13 protein-coding genes are annotated in these 12,647 nt (G+C 75.5%); 8 read left to right on the top strand and 5 right to left on the bottom strand.

Annotation, left to right across the window (positions count from 1 at the left end; translation table 11 throughout):
* Positions 1–117 precede the first annotated feature (117 nt).
* From IG94_RS0118280 to IG94_RS0118255, 5 genes are all read left to right on the top strand, one after another.
* Entirely contained in the window at positions 118–534 is a 417-nt protein-coding gene (locus IG94_RS0118280) for a VOC family protein (protein WP_031037504.1), read from the top strand.
* A 343-nt stretch (positions 535–877) separates the two neighbouring features.
* The gene (locus IG94_RS0118275; RefSeq protein WP_031037502.1) at positions 878–1,672 is read left to right on the top strand and encodes an RNA polymerase sigma factor SigF; all 795 of its coding nucleotides are present in this window, start codon (positions 878–880) and stop codon (positions 1,670–1,672) included.
* A 211-nt stretch (positions 1,673–1,883) separates the two neighbouring features.
* Positions 1,884–3,044: a hypothetical protein gene (locus IG94_RS42595; protein WP_052410736.1), complete on the top strand. Its 1,161-nt coding sequence runs from the start codon at positions 1,884–1,886 to the stop codon at positions 3,042–3,044.
* A 438-nt stretch (positions 3,045–3,482) separates the two neighbouring features.
* The gene (locus tag IG94_RS0118260) at positions 3,483–4,730 is read left to right on the top strand and encodes an aminotransferase class I/II-fold pyridoxal phosphate-dependent enzyme (RefSeq protein WP_031037499.1); all 1,248 of its coding nucleotides are present in this window, start codon (positions 3,483–3,485) and stop codon (positions 4,728–4,730) included.
* The gene (locus IG94_RS0118255; protein WP_031037496.1) at positions 4,727–5,791 is read left to right on the top strand and encodes an MBL fold metallo-hydrolase; all 1,065 of its coding nucleotides are present in this window, start codon (positions 4,727–4,729) and stop codon (positions 5,789–5,791) included. The genes IG94_RS0118260 and IG94_RS0118255 overlap by 4 nt, the downstream gene beginning before the upstream one ends.
* 47 nt (positions 5,792–5,838) lie before the next feature.
* Here the strand turns inward: IG94_RS0118255 and IG94_RS0118250 are convergent, their stop codons facing one another.
* Together IG94_RS0118250 and IG94_RS0118245 are read right to left on the bottom strand one after the other, a co-directional pair.
* Positions 5,839–6,465, bottom strand: coding sequence for a DedA family protein (locus tag IG94_RS0118250; RefSeq protein ID WP_031037493.1), 627 nt, complete (start codon positions 6,463–6,465; stop codon positions 5,839–5,841).
* Positions 6,462–7,235 carry an MBL fold metallo-hydrolase gene (locus tag IG94_RS0118245; RefSeq protein ID WP_031037491.1) on the bottom strand — a complete coding sequence of 258 codons (774 nt, stop codon included), beginning with the start codon at positions 7,233–7,235 and terminating at the stop codon, positions 6,462–6,464. The genes IG94_RS0118250 and IG94_RS0118245 overlap by 4 nt, the downstream gene beginning before the upstream one ends.
* 92 nt (positions 7,236–7,327) lie before the next feature.
* Here IG94_RS0118245 and IG94_RS0118240 point away from each other — a divergent pair, with 92 nt between their 5' ends.
* The 3 genes from IG94_RS0118240 to IG94_RS0118230 all read left to right on the top strand — a co-directional run bounded on the left by IG94_RS0118240 (position 7,328) and on the right by IG94_RS0118230 (position 10,708).
* Positions 7,328–7,729: a hypothetical protein gene (locus tag IG94_RS0118240; RefSeq protein ID WP_031037488.1), complete on the top strand. Its 402-nt coding sequence runs from the start codon at positions 7,328–7,330 to the stop codon at positions 7,727–7,729.
* 271 nt (positions 7,730–8,000) lie between these two features.
* Entirely contained in the window at positions 8,001–10,172 is a 2,172-nt protein-coding gene (locus tag IG94_RS0118235; protein WP_052410735.1) for a phage holin family protein, read from the top strand.
* 110 nt (positions 10,173–10,282) lie between these two features.
* Positions 10,283–10,708 carry an OsmC family protein gene (locus tag IG94_RS0118230; RefSeq protein ID WP_031037482.1) on the top strand — a complete coding sequence of 142 codons (426 nt, stop codon included), beginning with the start codon at positions 10,283–10,285 and terminating at the stop codon, positions 10,706–10,708.
* 191 nt (positions 10,709–10,899) lie between these two features.
* Here the strand turns inward: IG94_RS0118230 and narJ are convergent, their stop codons facing one another.
* The 3 genes from narJ to IG94_RS0118215 all read right to left on the bottom strand — a co-directional run bounded on the left by narJ (position 10,900) and on the right by IG94_RS0118215 (position 12,535).
* On the bottom strand, positions 10,900–11,394 hold the full coding sequence (narJ, locus tag IG94_RS0118225; protein ID WP_031037478.1) for a nitrate reductase molybdenum cofactor assembly chaperone: 495 nt from the start codon (positions 11,392–11,394) through the stop codon (positions 10,900–10,902).
* A 4-nt stretch (positions 11,395–11,398) separates the two neighbouring features.
* Positions 11,399–11,545: a hypothetical protein gene (locus tag IG94_RS42590; protein WP_157852265.1), complete on the bottom strand. Its 147-nt coding sequence runs from the start codon at positions 11,543–11,545 to the stop codon at positions 11,399–11,401.
* 126 nt (positions 11,546–11,671) lie between these two features.
* A complete protein-coding gene (locus IG94_RS0118215) occupies positions 11,672–12,535 on the bottom strand; it encodes a helix-turn-helix domain-containing protein (RefSeq protein WP_031037476.1) in 864 nt (287 codons plus the stop codon).
* Positions 12,536–12,647 lie beyond the last annotated feature (112 nt).

Below are 12,647 nucleotides of genomic sequence, written 5' to 3'. Positions count from 1 at the left end.
ACGGTGATCCGGTCAGGAACGGGTCGCCTCGGCAGGAACGGGTCGTCCCGGCGGGGACGGTGATCCGGTCAGGAACGGAGAAGCCGGGCCCGGGGCTGCGCCCGTAGCGTGACGTGCATGGACATCAACCTCTCGCAGTGCTTCATCGCCGTCGACGACCCCGACAAGGCGCTCGCCTTCTACCGCGACGTACTCGGCATGGAGGTCCGCAACGACGTCGGCTTCGAAGGGATGCGCTGGGTGACCGTCGGATCCCCGGCGCAGCCCGACGTGGACATCGTGCTCGAACCGCCGCTCGCCGACCCCAACGCACCGGCCGCCGACCGGCGGGCCATGGCCGAACTCTTGGCCAAGGGCATGCTCCGCGGCGTCATCTTCACCACCGACGACGTCGACGCCACCTTCGAACGCGTCCGCGCCGCCGGAGCCGAGGTCCTCCAGGAACCCGTGGACCAGCCCTACGGCGTCCGCGACTGCGCCTTCCGCGACCCGGCCGGCAACATGCTGCGCTTCAACCAGCCGCGCAAGGGCTGACCTGCGGCGCGGGGCGGCGCGACCGGCGCCGGCGGCGCGCACGGCACATCCGGGTGTTTGCCGTGGGGAGCAGGGGGCAGGTGCAGACACAGTGCTTCGGACAGGAGGCACGTCCGTGGGAGCGGCGCGACGCCGGCACGGATGAGTCCGTCCAGCCCCTCACGCCCTCCCACGGTGACCGCCCGAACCAAGGGCCGTGTCGTCGTACCGGTGCCGCCCCGCCCGTGCGCCGAAGGTCTCCCGACCTCCGGCGCCGTCCGCGGCGCGGGTCGCACCCGGCGGGCAGCAGCCGCACCCGGCGGCGACGGCAGGGCCCCGCGCTCCGAAGGAGTTGCGACGCACCATGCCGATCCACGCCAGCGTGAAGCACCCGCACGACGACGCCCCCGACACCGCCGACGCCTTCCGTCGGCTCGCCACCCTGCCCGGCGGCCCCGAGCGCGACGCGGTCCGCGACGGGATCGTCGAGGCCTGGCTCCCCATGGCCGAACGGCTCGCCGGACGGTTCCGCAGCCGCGGCGAGAGCTACGAGGACCTGCGCCAGGTCGCGGCCCTCGGCCTGGTCAAGGCCGTCGACCGCTACGACCCCGAGCTCGGCAACGCCTTCGAGAGCTACGCCGTGCCCACCATCACGGGGGAGATCAAGCGGCACTTCCGCGACCACATGTGGACCCTGCACGTGCCGCGCCGGGTCCAGGAACTGCGCAACCGGGTGCGCCTCGCCCGCCAGGAGCTGTCCCAGAGCGTCCCGGGCCGCGAGCCCACCGTCGCCGAGGTCGCCGAGCACGCCGACCTGAGCGAGGCGGAGGTCCGCGCCGGACTCGAAGCACTGGAGAGCTTCACCGCGCTGTCCCTGGACGCGCAACTCCCCGGCAGCGAGGACGGCTACTCGCTGAGCGACGCCCTCGGCGGCCCCGACCCGGCCCTCGACACCGTCGTCGACCGCGAGGCCGTCAGGGACCGCCTCGCCGCGCTGCCCGACCGCGAGCGCGCCATCCTCTACATGCGCTTCTTCGACGACATGACCCAGAGCCGCATCGCCGATCGGCTCGGCATCTCGCAGATGCACGTCTCCCGGCTGATCAGCCGCTGCTGCGACCGGGTGCGGGAGCAGGTGCTGCGGGAGCCGGGGGCCTGACCGGGGCGTGACCGGGGCGCAGGGGCGGGCGCGGTCCCGGGCCGTCCCGCGAGCCCTGCCCGCGACGGCGGTGACCCTCGCTCACTCACTCGGACGGCCCGTTCGCGCGAACGGCGCACGGTGACGGGCGGGCCCGCGCCGGGCGGGCTGTGATGGCCGAGGGGGCGCGAGTGCCGTGCCCCCGCAGCCGTTGCTCGAAGGAGCCCGCCCCATGCGCCGCACCGCCCGTGCCCTGTCCGCCGCCGTCCTGGCCGGTGCCGCTCTCGGTGCCTGCGCGGGGCCGGTCGCGGCCGACCCGGGGGTCCCCCCGCCGCCCGCCGACCCCGGGGTCCCGCCACCTCCCGCCGAGCCGGGGGAGCCCGTCGCTCCGCCGTCCGCCGTCGACCCGGCGGCCGGAGAGGCCTCGGCCCGGGTCAGCCCCGCGGACGTCGCGCCGGGTGAGACCGTCACCGTCTCGGTCTCGTGCGGCCCCGCCGGAGAGACGGCACCCGCGACGCTCGACGCCTCCTCGGCGGCCTTCGACGGCGGCACCGTCGCGCTGCGCAGGGTCACGGGCGACGAGGCCACGGCGTCCGGACCGTCCTACCGGGGCACCGCGCGCATAGCGCCCGCCGAGGACTTCGGCACGGAACAGGGGGCGGCAAACCCGGCGAACCCGGCAGATCCGGCGGGCCTGCCCGGTGCCGCGGGCCCGGTGGCCCCTGCGGGCCCCGACGGTCCCGTGACTCCGGCGGACCGTGCGGCTCCGGTGGCCCTGGCGGTCTCGGCGGTCCCGGCGGACCGTGCGATTTCCGCGGTCCCTGCGGCCCCGGGGGCCCTCGCGGTCCCGAAGACCTCTGCGGTCGCTGACGACCCTGCCGGACCGGCGGACCGTAAAGCCCCGGCGATCCCTGAGGACCTTGCGGTCACTGACGACCCCGCGGGCACCGCGGACCCCGTGACCCCGGAGGGCGCCGCGGGCAGGGAGGTCGGCGCGGACGACTGGACCGTCGACGGAGCCTGCCCGGACGCCTCCGGCGGCGAGGGCGACCCGTGGAGCGCGACCATGACCATGCCGGAGGAGGGCGGTGCCGGCGAGCCGGGGTGCCGCGAATCCACCGCCCCGCGCTCGGGCGCCTCCTCGCACGGCACGCCCTGTGCCACCACCAAGCCCCCGTGCCCCGAACCCGCCGCCCCGCGCGGTGAACCCTCCGTGCCGGGCAAGCCCTGCCAGGGCGGCACCGCCGAGCACGGCGTGCACGCAGGGGCGGGCGGCAGCCTCAGCGGCTCGGTGCCCGCGCTGGTCGCCGGAGGCGTCCTCATCGCGGGTGCGTGCGGCGCGGCGGCCCACCGGCTGCGCCTGCGCCTGCGTGGCGCGGACGGGGAGCGCTGATCCGTCCGAACGCGGCGCGAGCCATGGCGGAGGGCCACGATGGGTACTGGGACCAACGACCGGTGACGAGCACCCGGCGCGGCGACGCCGGGGCACGCCCACGCACACGGCACCCAGGACCGCGGGGAGGTACGCATGGGGCACAGGAACCGCGCAAGCGATCCCGCCACCGGCCGCGACGCCCGGCCCCCGAACCCTGCCGGCACGGCCGACGGCTGTACGGCGCACGGTCCTGGGGGACACGGGGGCCCTGTGGGACACGGCCGACCCGGGGAAGAAGGGCCCGTCGGCCGGGGTGCCGTGGTCCCCGACCCGGCCCCGCAGCCCCCCGACGCAGTACACGACACCGCCGGGTCCCCGCCCCGCGCGTCCGGACGGGGGCACGACCCCGAGGGCCACGGTCCCGTGCGGGGGCACGACCCCGTGGGCCACGTTCCCGTGCGGGGCCACGACCCCGTAGGCCACGGTCCCGTGCGGTACGGCCCGCAGATGCCCGGGGACGGGCTGCCGGTGCTGCCCGAGTTGTCCGCCGTGCTCGCCGCCGCCGCGGGCCGGGTGCGTGAGGAGCCGGCCGGTGGCGCCACCGCGCTCCTGGACGCCGCGAGCGGCTACTGGGACCGGCGGGGCCTGCCCACCGGGCCGGGCCACCTCGCCGCCGCCCCCGGTCCGGGCGCCCTGCTGCTCGCCCTCACCGCCGCGCTCGGCGGCGACGTCCTGGTGCCGCGTCCCTGCGCCGCCTGGTGGGCACCGTACGCGCGGCTGCTGGGCAGGCCCGTCTTCCACGTGCCGACCCCGGCCGAGTCCGGGGGAGTGCCCGACCCGTACGCCCTCCTGGAGACCGTCCGCCGGGTCCGCGCCGAGGGCGGCGAGCCCCGGCTGCTCGTGCTCTCCGTCGCCGACGACCCGACCGGCACCGTCGCCCCGCCCGAGCTGCTGCACGAGACCGTCGAGGCCGCCGTGGGCGAGGGGCTGCACCTGGTCAGCGACGAGACCTGGCGCGACACGCTGCACGACCCGCACGCCACCGTGCTGCTCAGTCCCGCCGAGATGCTGCCCGAGGACGTCACCGTCGTCACCGACCTGGCCGGCGCCCTGCTGCCGCCCGGCTGGCCGGCCGCCGTCGCACGGTTCCCCGCCTCCGCCGCCGGAGACGGCCTGCACGCGCGCGTCCTCGACGTGCTCACCGCGCTCGGCGCCCGCGTCGCCGCCCCCGTGGCCGCCGCTGCCGGGTACGCCCTCGGCGAGCCCGAGCCGGTCACCATCCGCCGCTCGGCCGCCGTACGCCTGCACGCGCGCGTGGCCGCCGCCGTGCACGCGGCCGTCGTCGCCGCCGGCGCCACCGCACGGCCCCCGCAGGCCGGCCGCCACCTGTACGCCGACCTCGGTCCGCTGCGCGACGCGCTCGGTGCCGAGGGCGTCGGTGACGCGCAGGAACTGGAGGACTTCCTCACCGCCAGGCTCGGCATGCCCGCCCCCGGCGGCCACCGCTTCGGCGACGACCTGCCCGCCCTGCGCGTCCGGCTCGGTACCGGACCGCTGGTCGCCGCGGACACCGAGGCGCGGGGCGCGGAATGCCTCGCGTCCCCCGAACCGTTGGAACTGCCGCACGTGCAACGCGCGTTGACCGGTCTGACGTCGGTCTTCGACGGTCTCCGCGACGCTCAGCGAGGGGAGCCCCCGCGATGACGCAGCAGCACCGGCCGGCCACGAGCCCGCCCGCGTCCGCTTCCACGTCCGCCGCCGCCTCCGCCCAGGACACCGACCGGGCCGCCGCGTACCCGCCACTCGCCGCCCCCCGGCCGCCGGGCGAGTTCCGGGTGTGGCCGCGGACCTTCCACGACCGGCTGACCGCACCGCTGCCCGGTCTGAAGGCGTTCGCCCGGTTCGCCCGCGAGGGTGCGACAAGACCCGGGCCCGCCGGTCTCGCCGACGTCTCCCGGCTGCCCTGCGCCCCCGGCCCGGTGCCCCGTGCGGACGCCCGCACCGTCGCCGTCACCTGGGCCGGACACGCCAGCTGGGTGGTGCGGATCGGCGGCCTCACGGTGCTCACCGACCCCGTCTGGTCCCGCCGGATCCTCGGCACCCCGGCCAGGATCACCCCCGTCGGTGTCCCCTGGAGCGAGGTGCCGCGCGTCGACGCCGTCCTCATCAGCCACAACCACTACGACCACCTCGACGCCTCCACGCTGCGCAGGCTCCCGCGCGACACGCCGGTCCTGGTGCCCGCCGGACTCGGCCGCTGGTTCCACCGCCGCCGCTTCACCCGCGTCACCGAGCTTGACTGGTGGGAGGCGACCGAGCTGGACGGCGTCCGGTTCGACTTCGTCCCGGCCCACCACTGGTCCAAGCGCACCCTCACCGACACCTGCCGCACCCTGTGGGGCGGCTGGGTGCTCACCGGCCCGGACGGCAAGCGCGTCTACTTCGCCGGCGACACCGGGTACGGCCACTGGTTCGGCCGGATCGGCCGCCGCTACCCCGGCATCGACCTCGCCCTGCTCCCCATCGGCGCCTACGACCCCCGCTGGTGGCTCAGCGACGTGCACTGCGACCCGGAGGAGGCGGTGCGCGCCGCCCAGGACGTCGGCGCCCGCCACATGGCGCCGATGCACTGGGGCACCTTCGTCCTGTCCGCCGAACCGGTACTGGAACCCCTCACGCGCGTACGCGCCGCCTGGCGGGCCGCGGGCCTGCCCCGCGAGCGGCTGTGGGACCTGCCGGTCGGCGGTTCCCGCGTCCTGGAGTAGCGGCCCGCCCCGCTCCGGGGGGGGCTCACGCCTTCTCCGGCGGGCGCCTACGCCTTCTCCGGCCCCCTGATCCGCCGCCACACCCCCGGTGCCGCGCTTACCAGCACGGTCAGTGCGATCGCCGCGGCCACACCCTCCCACGGCCTGTCGAACAGGGCGCCGCTGAGCACGCCGATCAGCTGGTACGTCACCGCCCAGGCCAGGCAGGCCGGCAGGTTGCCGCGGGCGAAGCGGCGCAGCGGCCACTCGGCGAGCAGGCAGGCCAGCATCACCGGTATCCGCCCGGCCGGCACCAGACGGGAGAGCACCAGCACCGCGACGTCGTGCTCGGCGAGCTTGTCCTGCGCCTGCTCCAGGCGGTCCTCCGGCGCCCGGGACCGGATCGCCTCCAGCCAGCGCGAGCCGTTCTTCGAGCCGACCCCCCGCCGGCCCAGCCAGTACAGCGCCATGTCCCCGCAGAACGCTGCCAGCGACGCCGTCGCGAACACCATCAGCATGGCGAACGGCAGCGTCTGGTGCATCGCCACCACGGCCGCCGAACTCACCAGCGCGCCCGTCGGCACCACCGGCACCAGCGCCCCGATCAGCACCAGCAGAAACAGCGACGGATAGCCGAACGCCTGCTGCGTCGGCTCCGTCGGAAGGGTCACGGCCGCGTCCCCCAGCCAGCTCACCGCGCGGCCTCCACTCGCACACTCTCGCCGTGCCCCAGCCGGTGCACCGCCACCCCCGGCGCGCGCAGCGCCGACAGGCGCACGAACTCGTCGCCCGGCGTGTGGAACTCGTGGGGGCGCACGGCGTCCATCCCGATCGGCCAGTACGTGCCGTAGTGCACCGGTACCGCCGTGCGCGGCGCCAGCCGGGCCAGCGCCTCGGCCGCCCGCCCCGCGTCCAGGTGCTCCGACCCCAGGTAGGGGCCCCAGCCGCCCACCGGCAACAGCGCCGCGTCGACCGGCCCGACCTCCTCGGCCATGCCGTCGAACAGCCCGGTGTCCCCGGCGAAGTACGTCCGCGCCTCGCCCTCGACGACGTAGCCGAGCGCGGGGGCGCGGTGCCGCCCGACCGGCAGTCGCCGCCCGTCGTGCCGGGCAGGCACCGCCCGTATCCGCAGGTCGGCGACGTCCGTCACGTCCCCCGCGGAGACCTCGCGCACCTCCAGGTGCCCGAGCCGGCGCAGACCCGGCACCGCCCGGCGTGCGCCCCGGGGCACAAGCAGGCGCGTGCCCGGCGCGAGCCGCGCAAGCGAGGGCACATGCAGATGGTCGGCGTGCAGGTGCGAGACCAGTGCCACGTCCGCGCGCCACGCCTCCGGCGGCGGCACCGCCCCCCGCCGTCGGCGCAGGTGGGCGAGCCTGCGGACGAACAGAGGGTCGGTGAGGACGCGGACGTCCGAATCCTCGACCGTGCAGGTGGCATGACCCCACCACGTGAGCTCCACCGGCACCCCTTTGCCTCCTTCGCGCGACTCCCCGAAGCCTACGTCCAGGAGTAGGGTCGGCGGCGAAAACGGGAGGTGGCGGGAGGTGAGGGGACCCCATGGGGCTGGTGCGGGTGACGGCGATCGCGAGTCTGACGCCGCTGGAGCAGCTGGACGACGATCCCTTCCTGGTCGACTCCCGCAGCCAGCACGCGATGTGTGCCCGCTGGGCCGCGGAGCACGGCTACGTGGTCGCCAGGGAACTGCTGGTACGCGGTCTGCGGACCGACCACGACGCGTTGTGGGACGGCGTGCGTCCCGGCCACGACCTGTTCGTCGCGCCCAGCCGCCGGGTCCTGGAGAGCGCGCTGTCCTCCGTCGACGACTTCGTCGCGGAGTGCGGGCGCCGAGGGGTCCGCGTCGAGACCGTCGGCCACGCGGAACCGTCGTACGACGCCCGGATGAAGGCCTGCGTGCACCGCAGACTGTCGATGCCGACCGCCGGGTACGACGGCCGCTGACCGCGAGGGCGGTCGCCCGGCCCCTTCCGGCCGCCGGCACCCGACCGCCGAGCGTGGGCCCGGCCTCCGCTCTCTCGTCCCTGAACACCCCCGAACCGGGCGGTCACAGGCCGGACGGTACGCGCCCCGGATGCCGGATCCGGTCCACACCCGCGACGGCGACCGGCGACCGGCGCGGGTGTGAACCGGACCCGGGGGGACAAACGGGGACTCCGGAGCGTTGTGGCAGGGTGGGGAAGGCCCGCACGGACGTCGGGCCGGGACGTGAGGTGTGCGGAGCGTGGGTGGAGTCCGCTGGCGCCGGGTCGCCAGTCAGATCGGGCGGAGTGTCACGGTGTGGGCCGTGTCGACGCTCACCATGCTCGTGCTCGCCGGCATCCTGCCGGACTTCCGCCTCCAGTCGCCCGACGGCGACAGCGCGACCGACATCGCCATGACCGCCGCGATCGGCGCCGGCGCCTTCGGCCTGCTGTCCGCCCTGGTCTGGCCGGTCCTGGTCCGCATGCTGCTCCTGGTGCCGGCCCTCGTCCTCGGGCTGCTGGTCTTCTTCCTCAACGGCGGGCTGCTGCTCCTCGCCATCGACGTCAACCCGGCCGGCCGCGGCGGCGTCGCCCCCGAGACCGCGGTCGTGGTGGCCGCCGTCATGTCCGCCGTCGCCTCCGCCACCGGCGGTGCCCTGGCCGTGCGCGACGACGACGCCTACCGGCGCCGCCTCTACCGGCTCGCCGACCGCCGCCGCGGCGCGAGACCGCCCTGCCCGTCCGGCCCCGGCACCGTCTTCCTGCAACTGGACGGCGTCGGCCACGACGTCCTGCGGGACGCGGTCGACGCCGGCACCCTGCCCACCGTCGCCCGCTGGCTCGGCCGCGACGGCGCCTCCGCGACCCACCGGCTCGACCTGTGGCGCACCGACTGGTCCAGCCAGACCGGCGCCAGCCAGCTGGGCATCCTGCACGGCAGCAACCACGACGTCCCCGCCTTCCGCTGGTACGAGAAGGACAGCGGCGAGGTCATGGTCTGCAACCGCCCGACCAGCGCCGCCGAGCTCCAGTACCGCGCCGTCCGGCGCACCGGCGACGGCGGGCTGCTCAGCCTCGACGGCGCCAGCCGCGGCAACCTGTTCGGCGGCGGCGCCGACGAACAGGCGCTCGTGCTGTCCATAGCCACGCGCCGCCGCAGCCGCGAGACCCGCTCCAGATCCGGCTACTTCGCCTACTTCTCCGACCCGGCCAACGCCGTGCGCACCGCGATGTCCTTCGCCGCCGAGGTCTGCCGGGAGATCGGCCAGTCCACCCGCGCCCGCGTGCACAAGGTCCGCCCGCGCGTCTCCCGCGGCGGCCTCTACCCCTTCGTCCGCGCCTTCGCGACCGTCGTCGAACGCGACGTCGTCGTCGCCGCGGTGATGGGCGACATGCTGGCCGGCCGCACCGCCGTCTACGCCGACCTGGTCGCCTACGACGAGGTCGCGCACCACTCCGGCCCCGGCGGCCGGGACGCCGCGAAGGTCCTCGCCCGGCTCGACCGCTCCCTCGCCCTGGTCGAGAAGGTCGCCGAGCACGCCCCCCGCCCGTACCGGATCGTCGTCCTCTCCGACCACGGCCAGAGCCCCGGCGAAACCTTCCGGACCCGCTACGGCCTGACCCTCGGCGACCTGGTCCGGGCCGGGTGCGGACTGCCCGTCCCGCGCCGGGCGCAGCGCACCCGCAGCGGCGCCGAGGCACGCAACATGGCGCGGGCCGCCCTGCACCGCCCCGTCGAGGAGGGCGCCGAGCAGCAGCGGCCCGCCGACACCCCCACCGGCCGCCGCTCCGAACCCATCGTGCTGGCCTCCGGCAACCTCGGCCTGGTCTCCTTCCCGGACGTGCCGCACCGGATGACCCGGGAGGAGATCGACGCCCGCCACCCCGCCCTGCTGCCGACCCTCGCCAACCACCCGGGCATCGGCTTCCTGCTGGTGCGCAGCGAGGAACACGGCGGTGTGGTGCTCGGCGCGCGCGGCGCCGAGGTGCCCCTGGACCGGCTCGACGAGGACCCCGGGCCGCTCGCCCCCTTCGGCCCCGGCGCCGCCGACGCCGTACGCCGCACGCACTCCTTCCCGCACACCGCCGACATCATGGTCAACTCCTTCCACGACCCGGACGACGGCGAGGTCCTCGCCTTCGAGGAGCAGATCGGCTCCCACGGCGGACTCGGCGGCGCCCAGTCGCGTGCCTTCCTGCTGTCGCCGACCGTGCTGTCCGCACCGGCCGCCCAGGGCGAGGAGATCGTCGGCGCCGAGCAGGTCCACCGGGTGCTCCGCCACTGGCTGCGCGAGTCCAACGGCCCGCAGGTGCCGGTGGACGCGGCCGACCCGCGCCCCAACGTCGTCGAAGGCGCCCCGTTCCCCGTCGCGGAAGGCTTCGCGCCCGACGGAGACGAGTTCGCGCCCGGCAAAAGCGCGTGACGCCCCTCTTTGCGGGTGAGCTGAGCCGGAGTGTGATCGGATGGGGGGCGGGGACCCGGGAACGGGCTCCCACCGCCCCAGTACAGCAAGCGAATTCGAGAGGACCCGCCGTGGCAACCACGCGCTCCGCACACACCGTCTGGGAAGGCAACCTGACCGAGGGCAACGGTGTCGTCACCTTCGACTCGTCCGGCATCGGCGAGCAGCCGGTGTCGTGGCCGTCGCGCGCCGAGAAGGCGAACGGCAAGACCAGCCCGGAGGAGCTGATCGCCGCCGCCCACTCCAGCTGCTTCTCCATGGCGCTGTCGAACGGCCTGACCGGCGCCGGCAACGCGCCCACCAAGCTCACCACCTCCGCCGACGTCACCTTCCAGCCCGGCGAGGGCATCACCGGCATCCACCTCACCGTGGAGGGCACCGTCCCCGGTCTCACCGAGGACGCGTTCGTCGCCGCCGCCGAGGACGCCAAGAAGAACTGCCCGGTCAGCCAGGCTCTGACCGGCACCACCATCACCCTCACCGCCAAGCTGGCGTAGCACCGCACCGGCTGGGAGCCCGTGCGCTCCCGGCCCCGCCGGTCCGGGCGCGGCCCCAGCTGCCTGGGGTCGCGCGACCGGTGGACCGGCATCGCGACGTCGGCGACCGCGGGGACCCCGGCGAAGGTGCCGCCGCAGAGCGAGAACAAGCGGTACCCGCCAGGACGAAGAGAATGCCGCTCATCTGCCGTTCACCGGCGGGCTCCGGCGGGGGCGGGCGGCAGGGTGGCGCACACCGCGTCCAGGACGCACGCGTAGGGCGTGCCGAACGCGGTGAGCCGGGAACGCAGCTGCTCCAGGGCGTCACGGTGCTCGGTGAGCATGGCCGTGTCCCCGGTGCGGGAGGCGAACTCCAGCACCGCGGGCAGGAAGTCCGGCAGCTCCTCCCCGGTGAACTCCAGGCCGTGGGCGCGGTACAGCTCCTTGAAGCGGACCAGGGACATCCCGCGGTCGCGGGCGTCGCCGTCGGTCCACCGGCTCAGGTGGAGGCTGTGCCGGTCCCTTAGGTCGAAGACCTCCACGTAGTGCGCCTGGAGTTCGCCCTGCCCGGTCGCCGCCGCGTGGTCGGTGAAATCGCGCAGCTGCGGCGCCGCCTCGCGCAGCAGGGGCAGCCGGGCGCGGAAGTCGTCGTCGGGATACGTCAGGCAGAGCGCCGCCGCCTGGTACAGCACCTCGAAGCCGGGCATCGGTTCAGACCTCCCTCTCGTCGTCAGGGGTCTGCCGCCCGGCCGACGGGCGGTCCGCGGCCTCGGGTGCGGCGGTGCCCGGCTGGAAGAACCGAGCCGCGCACGGCAGCGCCGCGCCCGGCTCGGTGGGCGGTGTCCGCGTGTCGCTCACGTGCGCTCCCTTGCTCGCCCTGGTTCCCGAACCTAGGGGCGGGCAGGGAAGCGCACCCGTCCGCGGCGCCCGTACGGGTCAGGGCGGGCCGCCCCCGGGTCCCCGAGGCCGGCCCGGGGGCGCCGGTCAGAAGGTCTCGCGGTACTCGCGCAGTATCTTCTCGGTGCGCTGGGTGGAGGCGGCGCGTGCCGTCATGTGGTCCAGGACCTCCAGGTGCGCGGAGACCTCGGTCCGGGAGTCCAGGTACAGCGCGCCCGTCAGATACTCGGTGAACACCATGTCGGGCAGCTCCGGCTCCGCGAACCGGAACAGGGTGAACGGCGCGTACGTCCCGGGGTGCGGCCCGTCCTCGAACTCGGCGACCTGCAGGGTCACCCGGTCCCGCGCCGCGAACTCCAGCAGCTTGTCCAGCTGTTCGCGCATCACCCGGCCGTGGACGCTCACCGGGCGCCGCAGCACCGTCTCGTCCATCACCACCCACAGGTGGGGCGGGTCCGGGCGGTCGAGCAGCCGCTGCCGCTCCATGCGGAGGGACACGTGCCGCTCCACCGCGTCGCCGCCCGCGTTGCCGATCGTCCCGGCCTCCATGACCGAACGCGCGTAGTCCTCGGTCTGGAGCAGCCCCGGGACGAAGTGCGGCTCGTAGGAGCGGACGATCCGTGCGGCGCCCTCCAGGCTGACGTACAGGCTGAACCAGTCCGGCAGTACGTCGTGGTACCGCTGCCACCAGCCCGGCTGATTCGCCTCCTCGGCGAGCGTGACGAACGCCGAGACCTCGTCCGAGGCGACCCCGTACGTCGTCAGCAGGATCTGGACATACGGTATTTTGAGCGCGACCTCGGCCATCTCCATGCGCCGCACGGTCGCCGGGGCGACCCGGAGCACCTTGGCGGCCTCCTCGCGCCTGAGGCCCGCCGTCTCCCGCAGTTCCTGCAGCCGTCTGCCGAGGACCACCTGGCCCACGGTGGGTGCGGCCCGCCGCTCACTCACGCCACGCCTCCCCAACGCGCCCAAGGTTCACCGCAGTCTGTCATGCGCCCCGTCCGCTCTCCCAGGAGTGTTCGTGGATCTTTCTGCTCCGGTGGCAGCGGGTGCGGGTTCG

It is taken from the genome of Streptomyces olivaceus, assembly GCF_000721235.1.
GTDB lineage: Bacteria > Actinomycetota > Actinomycetes > Streptomycetales > Streptomycetaceae > Streptomyces > Streptomyces olivaceus.
Note: the sequence above shows the minus strand (reverse complement) of the source record. Positions and strands in the feature narration are given on the sequence as shown.